At 68.2% G+C, this 19883-nt stretch carries 19 protein-coding genes; 10 read left to right on the forward strand and 9 right to left on the reverse strand.

All coding sequences use genetic code 11. The features are described 5' to 3' along the window. Positions 1-124: 124 nt before the first annotated feature. Both AC3B5T_RS02020 and AC3B5T_RS02025 read right to left on the reverse strand, forming a co-directional pair. Positions 125-589, reverse strand: coding sequence for a nuclear transport factor 2 family protein (locus AC3B5T_RS02020; RefSeq protein ID WP_488358168.1), 465 nt, complete (start codon positions 587-589; stop codon positions 125-127). Further along, complete coding sequence (locus AC3B5T_RS02025; protein WP_035716895.1) at positions 586-1905, reverse strand: cytochrome P450; 1320 nt, start codon at positions 1903-1905, stop codon at positions 586-588. The genes AC3B5T_RS02020 and AC3B5T_RS02025 overlap by 4 nt, the downstream gene beginning before the upstream one ends. A gap of 341 nt (positions 1906-2246) precedes the next feature. Here AC3B5T_RS02025 and AC3B5T_RS02030 point away from each other — a divergent pair, with 341 nt between their 5' ends. Together AC3B5T_RS02030 and AC3B5T_RS02035 are read left to right on the forward strand one after the other, a co-directional pair. Further along, positions 2247-3410 carry a steroid 3-ketoacyl-CoA thiolase gene (locus AC3B5T_RS02030; protein ID WP_488358170.1) on the forward strand — a complete coding sequence of 388 codons (1164 nt, stop codon included), beginning with the start codon at positions 2247-2249 and terminating at the stop codon, positions 3408-3410. After that, on the forward strand, positions 3410-3901 hold the full coding sequence (locus AC3B5T_RS02035; protein WP_010840658.1) for a nitroreductase family deazaflavin-dependent oxidoreductase: 492 nt from the start codon (positions 3410-3412) through the stop codon (positions 3899-3901). The genes AC3B5T_RS02030 and AC3B5T_RS02035 overlap by 1 nt, the downstream gene beginning before the upstream one ends. 28 nt (positions 3902-3929) lie before the next feature. Here the strand turns inward: AC3B5T_RS02035 and AC3B5T_RS02040 are convergent, their stop codons facing one another. Beyond that, complete coding sequence (locus tag AC3B5T_RS02040; protein WP_488358171.1) at positions 3930-4565, reverse strand: TIGR03086 family metal-binding protein; 636 nt, start codon at positions 4563-4565, stop codon at positions 3930-3932. Between the two features lie 91 nt (positions 4566-4656). Between AC3B5T_RS02040 and AC3B5T_RS02045 the strand changes: the two genes are divergently transcribed. Together AC3B5T_RS02045 and AC3B5T_RS02050 are read left to right on the forward strand one after the other, a co-directional pair. After that, positions 4657-5607 (forward strand): helix-turn-helix transcriptional regulator, encoded by a 951-nt coding sequence (locus AC3B5T_RS02045; protein ID WP_488358173.1) that lies wholly within the window; start codon positions 4657-4659, stop codon positions 5605-5607. Positions 5608-5685: 78 nt separating this feature from the next. Further along, a complete protein-coding gene (locus tag AC3B5T_RS02050) occupies positions 5686-6804 on the forward strand; it encodes a DUF5685 family protein (protein ID WP_488358175.1) in 1119 nt (372 codons plus the stop codon). A gap of 50 nt (positions 6805-6854) precedes the next feature. On the opposite strand, the gene fadD8 is transcribed toward AC3B5T_RS02050, so the two are convergent. Next, the gene (fadD8, locus tag AC3B5T_RS02055; RefSeq protein ID WP_488358176.1) at positions 6855-8501 is read right to left on the reverse strand and encodes a fatty-acid--CoA ligase FadD8; all 1647 of its coding nucleotides are present in this window, start codon (positions 8499-8501) and stop codon (positions 6855-6857) included. Positions 8502-8670: 169 nt separating this feature from the next. On the opposite strand from fadD8, the gene AC3B5T_RS02060 reads away from it, so the two are divergent. Continuing rightward, complete coding sequence (locus AC3B5T_RS02060; protein WP_010840663.1) at positions 8671-9327, forward strand: acetyltransferase; 657 nt, start codon at positions 8671-8673, stop codon at positions 9325-9327. 80 nt (positions 9328-9407) lie between these two features. On the opposite strand, the gene AC3B5T_RS02065 is transcribed toward AC3B5T_RS02060, so the two are convergent. Genes AC3B5T_RS02065 through AC3B5T_RS02075 form a run of 3 tightly spaced genes read right to left on the reverse strand, consistent with a single transcriptional unit; the run spans position 9408 to position 11518 of the window. Further along, entirely contained in the window at positions 9408-9788 is a 381-nt protein-coding gene (locus AC3B5T_RS02065; protein ID WP_488358178.1) for a DUF8021 domain-containing protein, read from the reverse strand. After that, positions 9785-10669: an SDR family oxidoreductase gene (locus tag AC3B5T_RS02070; RefSeq protein ID WP_055474393.1), complete on the reverse strand. Its 885-nt coding sequence runs from the start codon at positions 10667-10669 to the stop codon at positions 9785-9787. The genes AC3B5T_RS02065 and AC3B5T_RS02070 overlap by 4 nt, the downstream gene beginning before the upstream one ends. A 60-nt stretch (positions 10670-10729) precedes the next feature. Then, a complete protein-coding gene (locus AC3B5T_RS02075; RefSeq protein ID WP_010840666.1) occupies positions 10730-11518 on the reverse strand; it encodes an SDR family oxidoreductase in 789 nt (262 codons plus the stop codon). A 90-nt stretch (positions 11519-11608) separates the two neighbouring features. Here AC3B5T_RS02075 and echA20 point away from each other — a divergent pair, with 90 nt between their 5' ends. From echA20 to AC3B5T_RS02100, 5 genes are all read left to right on the forward strand, one after another. Then, positions 11609-12394, forward strand: coding sequence for a (7aS)-7a-methyl-1,5-dioxo-2,3,5,6,7,7a-hexahydro-1H-indene-carboxyl-CoA hydrolase (gene echA20, locus AC3B5T_RS02080; protein ID WP_010840667.1), 786 nt, complete (start codon positions 11609-11611; stop codon positions 12392-12394). Between the two features lies 1 nt (position 12395). Beyond that, on the forward strand, positions 12396-13289 hold the full coding sequence (locus AC3B5T_RS02085; protein WP_010840668.1) for a CoA transferase subunit A: 894 nt from the start codon (positions 12396-12398) through the stop codon (positions 13287-13289). Next, positions 13286-14077 carry a CoA-transferase subunit beta gene (locus AC3B5T_RS02090; RefSeq protein WP_488358180.1) on the forward strand — a complete coding sequence of 264 codons (792 nt, stop codon included), beginning with the start codon at positions 13286-13288 and terminating at the stop codon, positions 14075-14077. The genes AC3B5T_RS02085 and AC3B5T_RS02090 overlap by 4 nt, the downstream gene beginning before the upstream one ends. Next, positions 14074-15186: an NAD(P)H-dependent flavin oxidoreductase gene (locus AC3B5T_RS02095; protein ID WP_488358181.1), complete on the forward strand. Its 1113-nt coding sequence runs from the start codon at positions 14074-14076 to the stop codon at positions 15184-15186. Before AC3B5T_RS02090 ends, AC3B5T_RS02095 begins: the two co-directional genes overlap by 4 nt. A gap of 94 nt (positions 15187-15280) precedes the next feature. Beyond that, on the forward strand, positions 15281-16072 hold the full coding sequence (locus tag AC3B5T_RS02100; protein WP_010840671.1) for an ABC transporter ATP-binding protein: 792 nt from the start codon (positions 15281-15283) through the stop codon (positions 16070-16072). Between the two features lie 147 nt (positions 16073-16219). On the opposite strand, the gene AC3B5T_RS02105 is transcribed toward AC3B5T_RS02100, so the two are convergent. Then, positions 16220-17956 carry an ABC transporter ATP-binding protein gene (locus AC3B5T_RS02105; RefSeq protein ID WP_488358182.1) on the reverse strand — a complete coding sequence of 579 codons (1737 nt, stop codon included), beginning with the start codon at positions 17954-17956 and terminating at the stop codon, positions 16220-16222. Continuing rightward, positions 17953-19857 (reverse strand): ABC transporter ATP-binding protein, encoded by a 1905-nt coding sequence (locus AC3B5T_RS02110; protein ID WP_044507212.1) that lies wholly within the window; start codon positions 19855-19857, stop codon positions 17953-17955. Before AC3B5T_RS02110 ends, AC3B5T_RS02105 begins: the two co-directional genes overlap by 4 nt. Positions 19858-19883 lie beyond the last annotated feature (26 nt).

Here is a 19883-nt window from a genome sequence, read left to right on the forward strand (position 1 = left end):
ACGGGCGCCCGGCTGTAACGGCGGATGCACGAACTCGGGCGGCCTCCTCGGCTGGGCGCACAGACGACGGCGGGCGGGACAGGTGAGGAACCTGTCCCGCCCGCGTCGGACCGTGGTGCGACCCTCAGGCCCTGCGCACCGAGTTGATCGTCTTCTCGACCTCCCAGAAGGCACGCAATGCCGACAGCTTCCCGTCCGCGTCGGCGCGGTAGGTGAACACCCCTCGCGCCTCGGAGACATGGCCGGCGATGTGGGTGACGATGCTGCCGATGTAGGCGACCTCGTTCCCGCAGATGATCTCCTCGTCGAAGCGGAAGTCGATGCTCTCGGTCGTGCCGATCGACTTGTCCCAGAACTCGGAGATCTGCTCGTGCCCACGGAATCCGACGCCGTCCGGATCGAACATCGACGGCCCGACCGGGTCCTCGACCGTCGCGTCGGCCGCGAAGTTGTCGATCCAGGCCTGCTTGTCCCGCGATGCCACGAACTCACGCGAACGACGTCCCGCCACGACTGCGGGATGGTTCTCCCGGTCGATGCCGAGGTACGCCGGCGTCTCCCGCGGTGCGGTGTCTTCTGCCGCGGTCACTTGGTGCCGTAGTCGACGCGGAGTTCCTTGACCCCGTTGATCCAGCCGTGCCGCAGGCGGCGAGGGGCGTCGAGCTTGGTGATGTCGGGCACCGTGTCGGCCAGCGCGTTGAACATCAGGTTGATCTCCATCCGTGCGAGATTGGCGCCGACGCAGAAATGCGCACCGTTGCCGCCGAACCCGACGTGCGGGTTGGGATCGCGCATGATGTTGAACGAGAACGGATCGTCGAAGACGTCCTCGTCGTAGTTGGCCGAACCGTAGAACATACCGACGCGCTCGCCCTTGGCGATGTCGACGCCGCCGATCTGCGTGTCCCGCTTGGCCGTCCGCTGGAAGCAGTTCACCGGGGTGGCCCACCGGACGATCTCGTCGACCGCCGTCGCCGGACGATGCTTCTTGAACAGCTCCCACTGGTCGGGATTGTCCAGGAACGCATTCATCCCGTGACTGATGGCGTTACGGGTGGTCTCGTTGCCCGCGACGGTCAGGAGGATGAAGAAGAACCCGAACTCGGTCTCGTCGAGCGACTGCCCGTCGATGTCGGCGTTCACCAGCGTGGTGACGATGTCCTCGCCGGGGTTCTTGCGCTTCTCCTCGGCCATCGTGTAGCCGTAGCCGAGGATCTCGGCGTTGGCCTGCTGGGGATCCGTGGTGTAGTCCGGATCGTCGGCGTTCATCATCGAGTTCGACCAGTCGAACAGCTTCTCCCGATCCGACTCCGGCACACCGAGCAGGTCCGCGATGGCCAGCAGCGGCAGGTCGACGGCGACGTCCTTGACGAAGTCGCCGCTGCCCTTTTCCGCGGCCCGGGTGACGATCTCACGGGCGGCGTCGTCGAGCTTCTCCTCGAGCGAGTGCACCGCGCGGGGCGTGAACAGCTTGGAGACCAGCTTGCGCAGACGCGTGTGCTCCGGCGGATCATGGTTGATCAGCAGGGCCTTGGTGATCTCGATCTGATCGGCGGTCATCTCGTCGTCGAAACGCATGATGACGCCGTTGGCGTTGGTTTCCCAGTCCTCGTTGTTCTTCGAGATCTCACGGACATGGGCGTGCTTGGAGATCACCCAGTAGCCGCCGTCGTGGAAACCACCGCCCTTGCCGGGCGCCTGGGCATTCCACCAGACCGGCGCGGTCTTGCGCAGTTGCGCGAACTCCTGCACGGGGATTCCCTGCTCGAGCAGGTCGGGGTTGGTGAAATCCCACCCCTCCTGCTCCATGAACGGGCACTTCGCGACTACGTCGGAAGGGCTCGTGCGCGCAGAATCCGCCGGGGTCGGCTCGCTGCCGATCGGGGCGCTCTGGGCCTGGGTCACGTCACACCACCTCGCTGTGAGATTTAGAACCTGTTTCAATCACATTCAAGCACACTGTGACCCATTCGACACCCCCGGATGAGAACTTGTTCTAGTTCTCTGGTCGCCCCGTGGTCCCCACCTGCGACGTTGACTCGTGAACCGCGAGACATCTGTCCGCGTGCAGCAGGGACACGACCTCCGCGACAGCCGTCGGGCGATGGTTACAGAACACGTTGAGCCCCCACCATAGACGCAAACATAGAACGTGTTCTAGCTTGGATCTCAGCGGCCTCGACGTCCCGTCGACAGGCCATGCTCCGTGGGCAACGGAGTTCACTGGGACTAACGAAGGAGTGGCCATGGGCGTTCCGGTCATCGTGGAGGCGGCGCGTACGCCGATCGGCAAGCGCGGCGGATGGCTGTCGGGGTTGCACGCCGAGGAATTGCTCGGCCTCACCCAGCGAGGTCTCCTCGAGAAGGCGGGCATCGACCCCGCGCTCGTCGAACAGGCGATCGGCGGCTGCGTGACCCAGGCCGGCGCCCAGGCCGGCAACATCACGCGCAAGGCGTGGTTGTCCGCGGGCCTCCCGGAGGCGACCGGAGCCACCACCATCGACGCCCAGTGCGGCTCGGCACAACAGGCCAATCACCTGATCGCCGGACTGATCGCCTCCGGCGCGATCGACATCGGCGTCGCCTGCGGGGTGGAGACGATGTCCGTCGTCCCGCTCGGCGCGAATGTGGGTACGGGTGCCGGCCCGTACCACGCGGATTCGTGGGACATCGACATGCCCAACCAGTTCGAGGCCGCCGAGCGCATCGCCAAGCGCCGGGGCATCACGCGCGCCGACATCGACGCGCTCGGCGAGCGTAGTCAGCGCAATGCCCGCCAGGCGTGGGACGAGGGCCGTTTCGATCGCGAGGTCCTGAGCCTCAAGGCGCCCGAGCGCACCAAAGAGGGCGAGTTCACCGGGAACATCCTCGACGTGAGCCGCGATCAGGGCCTGCGCGACACCACGCTCGAATCCCTGTCCGCGCTCAAACCCGTTCTCGAGGGCGGCATCCACACCGCGGGGACGTCGTCGCAGATCTCCGACGGCGCGGCCGCCGTGCTCATCATGGACGAGTCGAAGGCGCGCGAGCTGGGCCTGACGCCCCGCGCGCGCATCAGGGCGCAGGCCCTGGTCGGCTCGGAACCGCACTTCCATCTCGACGGTCCGGTCCAGGCGACCGAGCGCGTCCTGGCGAAGTCGGGTATGTCGTTGTCCGACATCGACATCGTCGAGATCAACGAGGCGTTCGCCTCCGTGGTCCTCAGCTGGGCCCAGGTCCACGGCGCCGACCTGGACAAGGTGAATGTCAACGGCGGGGCCATCGCGCTGGGACATCCCGTGGGCAGCACCGGCTCTCGGCTGATCACCACGGCCCTGCACGAGCTGGAGCGCCGGGACGGTCAGACCGCGCTCGTCACGATGTGCGCTGGTGGCGCGATGGCCACCGGCACCATCATCGAGCGGATCTGATGCCGGCCTTCGATCCGGACAACAAGCCGGCACAACTGGATTCGCCCGTCGTCAGCAAGTTCATCAAGCTGGGGTCGAAGGCGAACACCGCGCTGTACAAGGCCACCGGAGGTCGGATCGGGGGGACCTGGCGAGTCGGGGCGGGCCTCCGCAAGCCCGCCCCGGTGTGCCTGCTCACCACGATCGGCCGCAAGTCGGGCCAGCCGCGGACCGCACCGCTGATCTATCTGCGACGGGGTGAGTCGTTCGTGGTGGTGGCGTCGCAGGGCGGCTCGGCCAAGAATCCGGCCTGGTATCTGAATCTCCGGGACAACCCGCAGGTCACCATCCAGCTCGGCAAGAAGAAGTACGACCTCGTGGCGCGCACTGCCACCGATTCCGAACGCGCCGACCTGTGGCCCGATCTGGTCGACACCTATGCCGACTACGACACCTACGCCGCCTGGACGGAACGGACGATCCCGGTGGTCATCTGCGAGCCGGCCCGCTGAGGCAACAGGACCGCCGGGGGCCCGATCGTCAGGGTTGCCGCCGCACCCAGGTGACGGAGTCGCGGCCGGTCCAGTTCGCGAGCCGCTCGGTGGGTCCGGCCTCGGGGCGGGGTTCGACGACGGGCCCGAAGGGCACGGCGGGGTCGGTGCGGATCGCGGCCGGGATGAACTGTCGGGCCACCCCCAGGGTCGTCTCGGCGAGTTCGGCGTCGGCCTCGGCCGGCAGGCCGGTGGCGACCGCCAGATCCCAAGCGTGGACGAGGGTTTCGCTGACATAACCCCACAGGGCCCCGGCGCCCGGGACCTCACCCCAGGGCATCTGGACCATCACGGAGAGCTTGGTGTCATCCGACCACGAGTCGAGCGCCTGGTCGATGAGGGCCGCGTACGTCCGGGCGTCGTACTGCTCGGCGATCGACGCCATCGTGCGGATGTCGGCACCCTCGGCCAGCGCTGCGGCGCGATGCGCGACGGCGACGAGGTGCGCCGACAGGGTCCGGACGTCGAAGTCGTCGCAGGGCGTCGGCGAGTCGAGCTGGTCGTCGGACACTCCCTCGAGCAACTCCACGACCCAGGCGGTGGCGGCGCGGAACGCCGGCCGGGGATCGCCGAGGGCGGGTGTCGTCTCAGGAGCCGGTCCGGAGTTCGTGGTCGGTGCGTTCATGGCATGTCCTCTCGTGTCTTTCGGGTACGAGGACCAGTGAAGTCTCGATACACGACACCTTCTGTCACGTTTTTCCGGAAGAATCTCAACCGTGCGCGCCGAACGTCTCATCGCCCTGCTGATGCTGCTGAAGAAGCACGAGCGGGTGACGGCTGCCGAGCTGGCCGCCGAGCTCGGGGTCTCCGAGCGAACCGTGCTCCGCGACATCGATGCGCTGTCGCTGTCCGGCGTTCCGGTCTACGCCGAGCGCGGACGGCACGGCGGGTTCGCGCTGTTACCCGGATACCGCACCGACCTCACGGGGCTGACCGTCGACGAGGCGACGTCTCTCCTCGCCGGCACCGGACGGGTCGACTCCCCCGCGTTCGCCAGCGCCATGCGTAAGGTCACCGCGGCACTGCCCGAAGCGCACCGGAGCCAGGCCGTGCGGGCCGCGCAGCGGATCCTGGTCCGTCCGGAGGGTTTCGTCCGGGCCCCCGAGGTCCTCGACAACCTCCAGGCCGTGCAGATCGCCGTCTTCGAGGGCCGGCGGATCCGTGTCCGCTACCGAAGCCGGGGAGCCGACGCTGCGCGCGAGCACGTACTCGATCCGATCGGCCTGATCGTGGCGGGCGACACCTGGTACCTCGTCGCGGGGTCCCGACGCCGAGAAGCGACCGCGACGCCTTCCGAACGAATGTTCCGGCTCTCCCGGATGAGCGATGTGGACATCCTCGACGAGCCGGCTCATCGCTCCGACGAGGTCGACCTGGCCGAGATCTGGGAGCGGCACCGTGACGCCTTTCGGCGCTCCTTCGATCCGGTCGACGTCGTGATCGACTGCTCGGCCGACGACGCCGAACGAATCGGATCGATCGCCTCGGCAACACATCTCGGTGAATCCGCGGACGGCCGGTGCCGTCTCGATCTCCGGTTCGCCGACCGCCGGCACGCGGTGCGCGCGCTCTGGTCGACGATGTTCGATCACGACTTCGTGGTGCGCGAGCCGGACTGGCTGCGGACCGCGCTGACGGCCCGTGCCCGCGCGGCGACCGGCGAGTGACGGCGTGCACGAGGCGTCACCTGCACCGAACGAATGAATCGCCTGGCGACACCTCGGGCCGTGTGGTCTGATTCACGGATGTTCGGGGTTCTCACTCCATGTCGGCACGCACTCGACGACGACCTGATGGACCAGTGGCGCTCTCACCTGTGCGGGGTCTGCCTCTCGCTGCGAGACAACCACGGTCAGTCGAGCAGGCTGACGGTCAACACCGACGCGGTGATGGTCTCGATTCTCACCGCCGCCCAGTCGACGAAGGAGTGCGCGTCCACCGAGGCCGGACGCTGCCCTCTGCGCGGAATGCGCACGGCGACGGTCGTGTCCGCCGACGAGCCGGGCGTGCGTCTCGCCACGACCGCCTCGCTCACCCTGGCCGCCGCGAAGGCCGCCGATGTCGGCAGCGAACAACATCACGCGCTCGCACCCCGGCGTCCGGTCCGCGCCAAGCTCGCCGAGTACGCCGGGGGCCACCTGCGTCGGCACGCCGCGGCCGACACCACGGTCGCCGGCCGCCTCGACATCGACGCCATGATGACGACCCTGTCCCGGCAGGCGGAGATCGAATCGACGAGCGTCGTGCTCGACGACCTCACGCAACCTTCGGGTGCCGCCGCCGCACAGGTCTTCGCCACTTCGGCGGTCCTGGCCGAGGTCCCGGGCAACCAGGAGCCGCTCCGCGACATCGGTGCCGACTTCGGCCGGATCGCGCATCTGCTGGACGCGGTCGACGACTACGACTCCGACGCCGCCGAGGGGCGATTCAATCCGCTCCGGGCGACCGGCACGTCTCCGGAGACCGCGCTCGAGCAGTGTCGACGACTCGCTGCCGCGATCCGGGCGCGCTATGCCGACCTCTCCCTCGCCGACGACCGCTTGCTGCGCGTGGTTCTGCTCGACGGCCTGCGGCACGCCATTCACAAGCGCATGCATCCGCACGCCGACGCCATCTCCGTCACCGCCGACTCGCGCACCCAGTGGCCTCCGCACCGGCCCTTCGGATATCCCTCCGAGTGGCCCTATCCGCCGCCGTTCAAACCCAATCGTTCATTCGGCGAGCGGATTCTGCCGTTCATCGGCGTCTCCTGCTTCGGCAAGGCCTGCTGCACGGACCACTGGAATCACTTCACCGACAAGTACAAGGACGCAGTCTGCGACGACTGCGACTGCTGCGATTGTTGCGACTGCTGCGACCTGTGACCCGCGTTCTCCGACCGTCCGTACGGGGCAGGGGCCATGCGAATCGGGACCTACCCGACGCCGCGGTCGGAGTCGGCCCAGTACTGAGACCGCAGCGCCTTCTTGTCCGGCTTGCCGAGGGCGGTCAACGGCAAAGCGTCGGCGAAGATCACGCGCTTGGGTGACTGCACCGCCCCCTTGCGGTCCTTCACGGACTGCTGGATCTCGGTGACGATGCGGTCCTTCGCCGCGTCGTCGGCGGGGGCATCGCCGCGCAGGACGACGATCGCGGTGACCGCCTCACCCCACTTCTCGTCCGGGACACCGATCACACCGACCTGACCGACCGCCGGATGTTCGGCGACGACATCCTCGACCTCGCGCGGGAACACGTTGAACCCACCGGTGACGATCATGTCCTTGGTGCGGTCGACGATGAACCAGAACCCGTCCTCGTCCTCGCGCGCGACGTCGCCGGTGCGGAGCCAGCCGTCGCGGAAGGTGTCCGCGGTCTGCTCCGGGAGACCCAGGTACCCACCGGCGAGAAGTGGTCCGGCGACACAGATCTCGCCGGGCTCGCCCTGGGGCACGGGCTTGTCGTCGGGTCCGAGCAGGGCGGTGCGCAGGAAGGCCGACGGCCGTCCGCAACTGCTCAGCCGACGCTGGTCCTCACCGGGACCCGGATGGTCTCCCTTGGCCAGGTAGCTGATGACCATCGGCGCCTCGGACTGGCCGTAATACTGGGCGAAGATCGGCCCGAAGCGCTCGATGGCCTCGGCGAGGCGGACCGGATTGATCGGTGACGCACCGTAATACACGGTCTCCAGCGACGACAGGTCACGCGACTTCGAGTCCGGGTGGTCCATCAGCGCGTACAGCATCGACGGCACCAGCATCGTCGCGGTGATCTTCTGCTCCTCGATGGTGCGCAGCACCTCGGCCGGGTCGAACTTGGACAGGACCACCATCGATCCGCCCTTCATCAGGGTCGGGACGAAGAACGCGGCACCCGCATGCGAGAGGGGCGTGCAGAGCAGGAATCGCGGATGCTCGGGCCACTCCCATTCGGCGAGCTGGATCTGCGTCATCGTCGACATCGCACGCGCCGTCCCGATGACCCCCTTCGGCTTGCCGGTGGTCCCGCCCGTGTAGGTGATGGAGACGACGTGGTCGGGTGAGAGGTGCGCCGCGACAAGGGGCTTCGGTTCGAAGCCGTCTGCCTCGGCGATCACGTCACGTGCGTGTGCGGCCAGCTGCTCGGGCACCGGCCCGAGCGTCAGCACCTGCTTGAGGCCGGGCACCCGTTCGAGGAGGGCCGCGGCCCGCTCGACGAACATGGGGACCGGATCGATGATGAGGGTCGACACGCCGGCATCGGAGAGCACGTATGCATGGTCGTCGAGCGAGCCGAGGGGATGCAGTGCGGTGCGGCGCCACCCCTGGGTCTGGCCGGCACCGATCACGAACAGCACCTCGGGACGATTCAGCGCGAGCAGGCCCACCGCGGTCCCGGTACCGGCTCCCAATCCCTCGAAGGCCTGGATGTACCTGCTGATCGACGCGGCCATCTCACCGCCGGTCATCTCGGTGTCGCCGAGGGACAGGACGGTGCGGTCGGCGTGCCGCCGCAGCGCCGCGACCATCAGGTCGCCCATGTGCGTGCCCCCGCGCAGGTGATCGAAGTCGGCCGGTGCTGTCGTCGTACCCTCGTTCGTCATGCCCACAAGACTAGGACGTGTTACAGCAAGAGGGAAGAATCTCCACGAAAACAGACGTACACACCTCTAGAACCTGTTCTATATTTCCGGGCCGCATCGGCCGGCGGAGCCGCCGCCGGCGGACATGATGTCCACCACATGGTGACGACCGGTGACCTAGGATCGAAGCATGACTGACCTCGACCTCGCCACCACCCGTCGCGACATCGCCGACGCCCTGCTGACCGCCCTCGAACGTCGGCACGAGGTCCTCGATGCCATCGTCGACGCCGAGAATCACGACGAGGCCGTGACCGCGATCGTGGGGCTGCTCGGGAAGTCCCGGCTCGGTGCCGAGGCCATCCTGGACATGAAGCTCGATCAGCTCACCAAAGACGACCGTCGAAAGAACCAGGCCGAACTCGACGACCTCAACAGCGCGCTCACCTTCACGCTGGCCGAACGGCCGGCGAGCAGCGGTGACACACTCGACCTCCGTCCGTTCGACCCGTCCGCCGACGCGGAGCTGTTCTCGGCGCGCACCAACGAGATCGGCACCGCCGGAGACGGTTCCGGCGCTCCCGCCGGGGATGTCGCGGCCGAGATCAGCGCGGCCACCGCCCGGGTCGACGCCGAGGAGGCCGTCTGGCTGGTCGCCGTCGAGGGCGACTCGAAGGTGGGCTTCGTCTTCGGCGAATTGAAGGACGGCGAGATCGACCTGCGCATCTGGATTCACCCGCAGTTCCGCAAGGCCGGGTATGGCACCGCTGCCCTGCGCAAATCCCGTTCGGAGATGGCGGCCTACTTCCCCGGCGTACCGATGGTCGTCCGCGCGCCGGGCGCCTGACCCGCACCTCCACCCGGAGGGCATGTCCACCGCCCCCCGGGGTGGTGGACACGGCCATCCGTGGTGAGTGCGCTCGGCGATCAGGCCCCTTGGGGCCGTGGAAGCCCGAAGTGCGCGACGATCGCGCGAATCCGATTGTCCTCGTCGACGACGAAGGTCTCCGACACCGTCGCGCCCAGCCGTAGCCTCTTGGGTCGAACGTGGACGACGTAGCGCGTGGTCACGCTGTGGCCGTCGACCGTCGCGGTGAAGTCCGAGATCCGATGGATGAGACGGAATTGCGGACCGCGGGCGAGGCTTCGGGCGATGTGGGCGCCGTTGCGACCGGTTCGGACGCCGAACTCCACGCGTGTGCAGTCAGGGTGCAGCGCGACCGCCGATGGATCGTGACTCACCAGGGCGTCGACGTAGGCCCGCGCCGCCGCGATCCGTTCGGCCGAGAAGTCGGCGTGTGGCGTCATCGCGCGCCGTAGACCGGCATCGGAACCGGCGCCTTCGCCAGGATCTCCTCGATCACCGGGCCGAGCTCGGCAGCTTCCCAGCGAGACCCCTTGTCCCGCTCGATGCTTCGCTGCCAGCCGTCGGTGACCGAGATCTTGCCGCCCTCGACCTCGAACACCCGGCCGCTCACCGAACCCGCTTCGGGCGAACCCAGCCAGACCACGAGTGGCGACACGTTCGCGGGATCCATCGTGTCGAAGGAACCGTCTGCGGGCGCGGCCATCTGAGCGGCCATGGCATCACCGGCACCCATCGTCATCTGGGTGCGGGCGGCCGGGGCGATCGCATTCACGGTGACACCATAGGACCCCAGCTCCGCCGCCGCCTGGATCGTGAGGGCCGCGATCCCGGCCTTGGCCGCGACGTAGTTCCCCTGACCCACCGAACCGTAGAGCCCCGCACCGGAACTCGTGTTGATGATGCGTGCCTGCGGGACGTCGCCGGCCTTGGCCTGGGCACGCCAGTGCGCCGCCGCGTGGCGCAGGCCGACGAAGTGTCCCTTGAGATGCACGCGGACGACCGCATCCCATTCCTCCTCCGACAGCGAGACCAGCATCCGGTCGCGCACGAAACCCGCGTTGTTGACCAGGATGTCGAGGCGGCCGAACTCCGAGAGAGCTGTCTCGACCATGGCCGCGCCAGAGTCCCAGTCCGCGACATCACCCACCGACGCGACAGCGTGCCCGCCCGCGGCCACGATCTCGTCGACCACCTCGGTCGCCGGATCCTCGGCGTAGTCGTTGACCACGACCTTCGCGCCGTCGGCGGCGAACGCGAGGGCATGGGCACGGCCGATGCCCTGGCCGGCACCGGTCACGATGACGACACGACCCTCATTCATTGTGCTGGTCACACTCTTTCCTTTCCGAACTTCTCTCGGGCCCGATCCGCGCGCCGGGTCTCAGACTGCATTGCCGGCGGTCGCGGCGTCGAGGAATGCCGGTTTCTCGCCGCCCCCGTGCACGGTCAGCGTCGATCCGCTGATGTAGCAGGCGAGCGGCGACAACAGGAACGCCACCGCGTTGCCGACATCGACGGGCGTGGCCATGCGGCCCATCGGGATGGTCTCGCCGACCGCCGCGACTCCGGCGTCATCCCCGTAGTGCAGATGCGACTGCTCGGTGACGACCGGGCCGGCCACGACCGAGTTCACCCGCACCCGTGGCGCCCACTCGACGGCGAGTGAACTCATCAGATTGTCGAGTCCGGCCTTCGCCGCCCCGTAGGCCGATGTCCCGGGTGACGCTCGGTGGCCACTGACACTCGAGATGTTCACGATGGCACCGCCGTCGGGCTGCGTCTGCATCACGGCGTTGGCCGCGCGGGCCACTGCCAGCGGGGCCAGCAGGTTGAGGTCGACGATCTTGCTCGCGAATCGAACCGATGCGTCGGCGGCCAGCGCGAAGGGTGAGCCGCCGGCATTGTTCACGACACCATCGAGACGTCCTGCGCGCCGGATGACCTCGTCCACCATCGCCTCGACCGCATCCGCGTCGCGAACGTCGCAGGACACGAAGTCGACGTCGCGGAGGTCGTCGGCGAGGTTGTCGGCGTTGCGGCCACAGATCACCGGTCGGGCGCCGAGCGAGCCCAGGACACGGGTGATCCCCGCCCCCACCCCGCGACCCCCGCCGGTGACCAGCACGACCTTTCCGACCAGGCCCAGCTCGACCTGTGACTGCGTCTGCATGGGTGCTACCCTACCAAACAACCAAGCACTTGCTTGGTGCGCTTCCGCAGTCCTCTGGGCTGTCCGAACCGCCCCATGAGAGGAGCCCGCGTGCCGATCACCACGACACGTTCCGATACCGGGATCGTGACGGTCACCGTCGACTACCCGCCGGTCAACGCGCTGCCATCGGCCGCGTGGTTCGAACTCGGCGACGCCATCACCGCCGCGGGATCGGACCCGACCACCCACGTGGTGGTGCTGCGCGCCGAGGGACGCGGCTTCAACGCGGGCGTCGACATCAAGGAGATGCAGGCGACCGACGGATTCGACGCCTTGATCGGCGCCAACCGCGGATGCGCCGCCGCGTTCGGTGCGGTCTACGACTGCGCCGTACCCGTCGTCGTCGCCGTGAACGGGTTCTGCGTGGGCGGGGGCATCGGACTCGTCGGGAACGCCGACGTCATCGTGGCGTCCGACGACGCCGTCTTCGGTCTGCCCGAGGTCGACCGCGGAGCACTCGGCGCGGCAACACATCTCGCGCGTCTCGTGCCACAGCACATGATGCGAACCCTCTACTTCACCGCCAAGAACGTCACCGCCCAGCAACTCGAGCACTTCGGGTCGGTGTATCGGGTCGTGCCCCGCGAGGAGCTGCTCGACGCCGCACTCGAGATCGCGGAGGCCATCGCCGCCAAGGACACCCGGGTGATCCGCGCCGCCAAGGAGGCGATCAACAACATCGATCCCGTCGACGTCAAGGCGAGTTACCGCCTCGAACAGGGATACACCTTCGAGCTGAACCTGGCCGGTGTCGCCGACGAACACCGCGACGCCTTCGTGTCGACCGGCAAGCCGCTCGCCGCGAATTCCGCTTCGGATGGAGGACGTGCCTGAGATGCCCACCGACAAGACAAGCACTTTCGACGACGTCATCGCCGAGCTGCGCGACGGTATGACCATCGGCATCGGCGGATGGGGTTCGCGCCGTAAGCCGATGGCGCTCGTGCGCGCACTCGCCCGCTCCGACGTCAAGGACCTCACCGTGGTCACCTACGGCGGACCCGACCTCGGATTGCTTTGCGCCGCAGGCAAGGTGCGCCGCGCGTATTACGGCTTCGTCTCACTCGACTCGGCCCCGTTCTACGATCCGTGGTTCGCCAAGGCGCGCACGAACGGCGAGATCGAGGTCCGCGAGATGGACGAGGGAATGGTGAAGTGCGGCCTGGAGGCAGCCGCCGCGCGCGTGCCGTTCCTACCCATCCGCGCCGGACTCGGCTCCGACGTCCTCAACTTCTGGGAAGGCGAGCTGAAGACCGTCACCTCGCCCTATCCCGACGCCGACGGCCGTACCCAGACGCTGGTGGCCATGCCGGCGCTGACGCTCGACGCCGCCTTCGTGCACCTGGATCTGGCCGACGTCCACGGCAACGCCGCCTACACCGGTGTCGACCCGTACTTCGACGATCTCTACTGCGCCGCGGCGCAACGCCGCTACCTCGAGGCCGATCAGATCGTCTCGACCGAGGTGCTCGTCAAGACCGTTCCGCATCAGCGTCTCCTGCTCAACCGCATGGCCGTCGACCGGGTTGTCCAAGCGCCCAACGGGGCCCACTTCACGTTCGCCGGGGAGTACGGGCGGGACGAAAAATTCCAGCAGTTCTACGTCGCGTCCGCGAAGGAACCCGAGACGTGGGAGGCGTTCTCGCGCCGATTCCTCGACGTCGACGAGCAGACGTACCAGCGAGAAGTGGCCGCGTGGCAGGACGAGCAGAAGGAGACCGGACAGTGAGCACCGCCGAAACCGCGACCACGCCCGGCGATTCCGCCGGGCCGGAGGAACCCACACGCGCCGAGTACTGCGTCATCTCGTGTGCCGACATCTTCGCCGGCGCCGGCGAGATCATGGCATCGCCGATGGCACCCACTCCCCTGCTCGGCGCCCGGCTGGCGCGCCTCACCACCGAACCCGACCTGCTGATCACCGACGGCGAGGCGCTGATCCTCGCCGACACCCCGCCGATCGGCAAGACCGGGCCGATCGAGGGCTGGATGCCCTTCCGAAAGGTCTTCGACGTCGTGGCGTCGGGCCGTCGTCATGTGGTGATGGGCGCCAACCAGATCGACCGGTACGGAAACCAGAATCTGTCGGCCTTCGGCCCGTTGCAACATCCCACCCGCCAGATGTTCGGTGTGCGCGGCGCGCCCGGGAACACCGTCAACCACCCCACCAGCTACTGGGTGCCCCGCCACACGGCGCGCGTCTTCGGGGAGTCCGTCGACATCGTGTCGGGCGTCGGCTTCGACAAGGTCGATCCGGAGAACCCAGCCTTCGACGACCTGAACATCCACCGCGTCGTCACCAATCTCGGCGTCTTCGACTTCGGCGGGCCGGGCCACACCATGCGCGCGCTGTCGCTGCATCCCGGGGTCGGCGCCGACGAGGTGGCCGAGAACACCGGCTTCGAGATCGCGGGTCTTGCCGACGCACCGGCAACGCGCCGGCCGACGGCGGAGGAGCTCGGCCTGATCCGGGACGTCCTCGACCCGAAGGGCGTCCGCAACAAGGAGGTCCGATGAGCGGCCCCACCGCCGCGCAGCCGAGCCCGGCACGCGCGGCGGGACTGTCGACCCCGTTCACCCGGCTCGTCGGGATCGAGTACCCGATCGTCCAGACCGGGATGGGCTGGGTGTCCGGCCCGTCGCTGACGTCGGCCACCTCGAACGCGGGCGGGCTGGGAATCCTGGCGTCGGCCACGATGACCTTCGCCGAACTCGAAACGGCCATCGGGAAGACGAGGTCGTTGACCGACAAGCCGTTCGGCGTGAACATGCGCGCCGACGCCACCGATGCCCCGGCTCGGATCGACCTGCTGATCCGCGAGGGCGTCAAGGTCGCATCCTTCGCGCTCGCACCCAAACCCGAACTCATCGCCAAGCTCAAGGACCACGGCATCGTCGTGATCCCGTCGATCGGTGCTGCCAAACACGCCGTCAAGGTCGCATCCTGGGGTGCCGACGCGGTGATCGTGCAGGGCGGCGAGGGCGGCGGTCACACCGGGCCGGTCGCCACCACGCTGCTCCTGCCGTCAGTGCTGGATGCGTTGGCCGCCAAGGGGATCGACATGCCGGTGGTGGCGGCAGGAGGGTTCTTCGACGGTCGCGGACTCGCCGCCGCGCTCGCCTACGGCGCTCAGGGCGTCGCGATGGGCACCCGGTTCCTGCTGACGTCGGACAGCGCGGTCCCCGACTCGGTCAAGCAGGAGTACCTCGCACGTGGTCTCAACGACACCGTCGTCTCGGTGAAGGTCGACGGCATGCCGCACCGGGTGTTGCGTACACCGTTGGTGGAGGCGCTGGAGAACGGGAGCCCGGTCAAGGCACTCGTCGCCGCGGCCCGAAACGCCAACGAGTTCAAGCAGATGACCGGGATGCGCTGGACGACGATGCTCAAAGACGGACGCACGATGAAGAAGTCGGGCGAACGCACGTGGCAGCAGGTGATCATGGCCGGCAACACCCCCATGTTGCTCAAGGCCGGCCTCGTCGAGGGCGACACCCGCGCCGGGGTGCTCGCCTCCGGCCAGGTGGTCGGGATGATCGAGGACCTGCCGAGCTGTGACGAGCTGATCCAGTCGATCATGACCCAGGCGCACGAACGGCTGAAGGGCCTCGGGGCGCTGGGTTAGGGTCGGTGGCTTTCGAGGCCTTCGAGGCCCGGAGCGTGCGGAGGGCCGACACCCCCTGAGGAGGCCCGAAGCGTGCCGCCGGTAGGTTCGCATCGTGACGAACCCCGATGTCCTCCGCCTGGATTCGGTCGACTTCGTGCGGCAGTCCCGCGCGATCCTCACCGACATCGACCTCACCATCCGGGCCGGCGAGCGGTGGGCGCTCATCGGTCCGAACGGTGCGGGCAAGTCGACGATCCTGAGCCTCTGCGGCGCGCAGGAACATCCGACGCGCGGCAGCGTCCACGTCCTCGGACACCAACTGGGGCGGGTCGAGACCCGGAAGCTCCGTGAGTCCATCGGCCACGTCAATCCCAGGCATCCGCTGCGGTCGCCGCTGACGATCCGCGAGGTCGTGCTCACCGGCGCTACCGGAACCACCGAGCTGATGGATCGCAGGCAACCGACCCCGGAGACTCTCGCCCGGGCCGACGAGTTGATCGAGACGCTCGGCCTGAGCGCCCTCGCGTCGGCGCCGTGGACGAACCTGTCGCAGGGCGAACGCGGCCGGACGCTGATCGCCCGCGCGCTGCTGCCCGATCCACGCCTCCTGCTGCTCGACGAGCCGTCGACCGGTCTCGACGTCGCCGCCCGCGAGCGACTCCTGCAGACCGTCGACCGACTCCACCGGACCCACCCCGACCTCGCGACGGTGCTCGTCACCCATCACCTCGAAGAACTGCCCGAGACGACGACGCACGCCGTCCTGGTGACCGGCGGCCGGGTCCTCGCCGCGGGCCCGGTCCACGACGTCCTGACCACCGCGCTGGTGACCGAGTGCTTCGACCACCCCATCGAGATCACCCACCGCGACGGGCGATGGTCGGCGCGAGGCGCCCGCGACTGACCCTTCGTGACGGCCCTCCGCAAGCTCCGGACCTCCTCAGGGAGCAGGGGTGACGGCCCTCCGCAAGCTCCGGACCTCCTCAGGGAGCATGGGGACGCTCACACCTCAGGCAGCAGTAGGAGAGCAGCCCTGAGGAGGTGACGCCGCCTACGCCGACGGCGTCAGCGTCCATCCGGCAGCGGCGGCGCGCTGGTCCCAGAACTCCCGGTAACGCCCACCGCGGGTGAGCAGTTCGTCGTGGGTGCCGATGTCGTCGACGCCACCCTGGTCGTCGAGCACGACGATCTGGTCGGCGGCGATCACGGTCGACAGCTTGTGTGCGATCACGAGCACCGTGCTCTGATCGGCGAGCCTGCGGATGGATTCGGCGACGTGGGTCTCGTTCTCGGGATCGAGAGCGCTGGTCGCCTCGTCGAAGAGCACGATCGGCGCGCCCTTCAGCAGAGCGCGGGCGATCGAGACACGTTGCCGCTCACCGCCGGACAGGGCCGAACCGCCCTCGCCGACGACCGTGTGCCAGCCGTCGGGCAACCGGTCGACGATCGAGGTGACCCCGGCGGTCTGGGCGGCCGCGCGGATCTCGTCGTCGGTCGCCTCGGGGCGGCCGAGTTTGATGTTCTCCCACAGCGTGTCGTCGAAGAGGTAGACGTCCTGGAACACCTGGGACAGCTGGCCCATGAGTGGACCGGTCTCCTGCTCGCGCACGTCGACGCCGCCGACCTTCACGACGCCGCCGTCGACGTCGTAGAACCGGGCGATGAGGCGGAAGATCGTCGACTTACCCGAGCCCGACGGGCCGACGAGAGCGGTCATCGTGCCCGGGCGCGCCCGCAGCGACACGTCGCGCAGGACCTGCGCACCGGTCTCGTATCCGAATGCGACACCGTCGAGTTCGACGGCACCCGGTTCGGTGATCTCCGCCGGTTGATCGGGCGCGGGCATCCGGTCGGTGTCGAGCACGCCGGTGATGCGGTTGATCTCGTCGGTGGACATGCGCAGCGTCGAACCCAGTTCCGCGAGTTCGCCGATGGGACCGAAGAAGCGCGCCGCGAGACCGAAGACCGCGACCAGCAGGGCGGGCTCGATGTGTCCCGCCACGGCCAGCCACGCACCGAGCGCGAGCACGGCGCTGAAGACGACCTGCACCGACAACCCGTTCAGCAGGATGCCGAGGATCGAGCGCCACAGCATCGACTTGCCCACGCGTGCTTGCTGTCCGAGGGCGTCGGCGAGCGGCTTGTGCGCGGAGTCCGAATCGCCGAAGGCTCGCAGCACCGCCTGGCAGCGGGCGAATTCCAGGACGCGGTTGTTGACCTTGACGGCCTCGGCGCGCTTGCGTCCCTCGGACTTTGCGAGGAACGAGCTCGACAGCTTACCGACATACATGAGGAGCAACGTGCCGGCGACCATGAGAAGGCCGATGCGCCAGTCGAAGAAGCAGATGCCGATGACGACCACGACGGAGCTGACCGTGTTGACCACGACCGGGGTGATGTAGTGCGCCCCGGTGCTGCCCACGAACATCGTTCCCTTGACCGCGATCTGGGAGACGTCGCCGACCCGGTCACGGGTGAACCATCCGAGCGGCAGCGTGACCATGTGATCGCCGAGCCGGTGGTGCAGCATGCGCATGGCGTAGAGCGCCATCGTCATGCCCTTGAGTGACTGCACGTAGGCGCTCACCGCGCAGATGACGACGAGGACGGCCAACGGCCACAACCAGTTCGCGGCGGCGGACAGATCACCGGTCAGCAGATGCTCGACGATCGGGACCAGGGTGAGCATCGCCAGCCCCTGCGCGACGCCGTAGACGACCACCCAGGACAGGAAGACGACCATGCGTGCACGTTCCGAACCCAGGATCGTGTAGAAACCGCGGATCATCGTGCCACCTCGCTGTTCGCGACCGCGCCGCGCGCGATCTCCTCGTCCTGTCTGGTGGTCCCGGCCTCGTATGCGGCCCACATCGACGCGTACAGCCCGCCGCGGGCGACCAGTTCGTCCTGGCGGCCCTGTTCGACGACCCGGCCCCGGTCGAGGACGACGATGTTGTCCGCGTGCGTGATCGAGCCGAGACGGTGGGCGATGACTAGTACGGTCCGCCCGGTCATCAGCGCGCCGATGGCCTGCTGGATCTGCGCCTCGGACTCGGGGTCGGCGAAGGCGGTGGCCTCGTCGAGGACGAGGATCGGCGTGTCGGCGAGCAGTGCCCGCGCGATCGAGACACGTTGTGCCTCACCGCCGGAGAAGTGGGCACCATCGCCGACCACGGTGTCGTAGCCGTCGGGCAGCTCCAGGATGCGCTCGTGGATCTGCGCGGCCCGGGCGGCGTCGTGGACCTGCTCGTCGCTCGCGTCCGGACGGCCGAGGCGGATGTTGTCACGCACCGACATCGTCAGCAGCTGCACGTCCTGCAGCACGAAACCGACGTGGCGGTAGAGCTCGGAGGGTGCGATGTCGCGCACGTCGACCCCGCCGATACGCACCGCACCGGAGTCGGGATCGCCGAAACGCGGGAGCAGCGTCGCGAGCGTCGACTTCCCGCTTCCCGACGGCCCGACGAGCGCGGTCACGGTGCCCTCGGCCAGCTCCACGCTGACGTCGTCGAGCGCCTTCACCCCGGACGGCACCCCGAGACGGGGCGGGTAGGTGAAGTGCACGTTCTCGATACGCACGTCGTGACCGGCAGGCACTTGTGGATTCTCCGGGACGACCAGCTCCGGTTCGGCGAGCAGCGCGGCGATGCGCAGCGCCGCGGCCGAGGCCTGCTGACGGGTGTGCACCGCGGTGGACACGGTGAGCAGCGCGGTCGGCAGCACCATCGCGATCAGCGTCGAGCCGACGAGTTCGATGGGCTGCACCCAGCCGTTGTCGACGAGCCAGTACCCGACCCCGAGGTTGACCAGCAGGATCAGCGGCGCGCTGATCAGGACGGTGGTGACCGCCTGGACGCGCAGCATCGGGCCCATGTAACCGGCGAAGTCGTCGTTGAACTCGTCGGCGGCGTCGACGAACCGCCGGTGCGCCTTACCGGTCTGCCCGAACGTCTTCACGACGGCGACTCCCGAGATGAACTCGACGATGGTCGCACTGATCCGCGCCACACCCTTGTCCATCTTCTCCATCTCGGTCGTGAGGTCACGGGCCATGTAGGAGTAGGTCAACGCGTACAGCGGCACCGTGGCGACGGCGAGGAGTCCGAGACGCCAATCCAGGTAGAAGCAGTAGATCAACGCGAAGATCGGCGAGAGCATCGCCGCGGTCGCCTCGACCGTCGCGTGCGCGACGAGGTAGTGCAGGTCGGCGACGTCGTTCTGCACGGACTTGCGGACGGCACCGGAGCTGGTGCGGCTGAACCAGCCCAGCGGCAACCGACCGAGCTTGTCCGCGATGCGGATTCGGAGTTGCGCCTGTAGATCGAGATCGGCGAAGTGGGTGATCGCCAGTGCGAGGAAACTGAAGGCGGCGCGAGCACCGAGACCGGCGACGACCAGCCACACGACCAGCCACACGCGTCCCGAGTCGATCGGTCCCGGCTCGAGCAGGATGCGCCCGAGTTCGACGATCCCGATGAACGGCACCACCGTTGCGGCGGAGGCGAAGATCTGGACGAACTGGGCGAGCATCGTGCGCGTCTTCACCGGGGCCAGGACGTCGGCGAGTGCGGCGGCTTTCGCCTTGGACTCGGATCTGGCCTGGGCGCGCGCGGCTTTCGGATCGTCGGGTTCGGCGTCGACGTCGGAGACTGCTGCCGGCGCGGACACATCGGTTCCGCCAATTGTCATATGCGCACAATAACGGCCGGACGCTG

The sequence above is a fragment of the Gordonia sp. G4 genome, from assembly GCF_057770005.1.

What these genes read in the sequence shown, in the direction of transcription:
- AC3B5T_RS02030 (WP_488358170.1), top strand. Translation starts at nt 2,247, where the DNA reads ATGGGCGTTCCGGTCATCGTGGAGGCGGCGCGTACGCCGATCGGCAAG.
- AC3B5T_RS02035 (WP_010840658.1), top strand. Translation starts at nt 3,410, where the DNA reads ATGCCGGCCTTCGATCCGGACAACAAGCCGGCACAACTGGATTCGCCC.
- AC3B5T_RS02040 (WP_488358171.1), bottom strand. Translation starts at nt 4,565, where the DNA reads ATGAACGCACCGACCACGAACTCCGGACCGGCTCCTGAGACGACACCC.
- AC3B5T_RS02050 (WP_488358175.1), top strand. Translation starts at nt 5,686, where the DNA reads ATGTTCGGGGTTCTCACTCCATGTCGGCACGCACTCGACGACGACCTG.
- fadD8 (WP_488358176.1), bottom strand. Translation starts at nt 8,501, where the DNA reads ATGACGAACGAGGGTACGACGACAGCACCGGCCGACTTCGATCACCTG.
- AC3B5T_RS02060 (WP_010840663.1), top strand. Translation starts at nt 8,671, where the DNA reads ATGACTGACCTCGACCTCGCCACCACCCGTCGCGACATCGCCGACGCC.
- AC3B5T_RS02065 (WP_488358178.1), bottom strand. Translation starts at nt 9,788, where the DNA reads ATGACGCCACACGCCGACTTCTCGGCCGAACGGATCGCGGCGGCGCGG.
- AC3B5T_RS02070 (WP_055474393.1), bottom strand. Translation starts at nt 10,669, where the DNA reads ATGAATGAGGGTCGTGTCGTCATCGTGACCGGTGCCGGCCAGGGCATC.
- AC3B5T_RS02075 (WP_010840666.1), bottom strand. Translation starts at nt 11,518, where the DNA reads ATGCAGACGCAGTCACAGGTCGAGCTGGGCCTGGTCGGAAAGGTCGTG.
- AC3B5T_RS02085 (WP_010840668.1), top strand. Translation starts at nt 12,396, where the DNA reads ATGCCCACCGACAAGACAAGCACTTTCGACGACGTCATCGCCGAGCTG.
- AC3B5T_RS02095 (WP_488358181.1), top strand. Translation starts at nt 14,074, where the DNA reads ATGAGCGGCCCCACCGCCGCGCAGCCGAGCCCGGCACGCGCGGCGGGA.
- AC3B5T_RS02105 (WP_488358182.1), bottom strand. Translation starts at nt 17,956, where the DNA reads ATGATCCGCGGTTTCTACACGATCCTGGGTTCGGAACGTGCACGCATG.
- AC3B5T_RS02110 (WP_044507212.1), bottom strand. Translation starts at nt 19,857, where the DNA reads ATGACAATTGGCGGAACCGATGTGTCCGCGCCGGCAGCAGTCTCCGAC.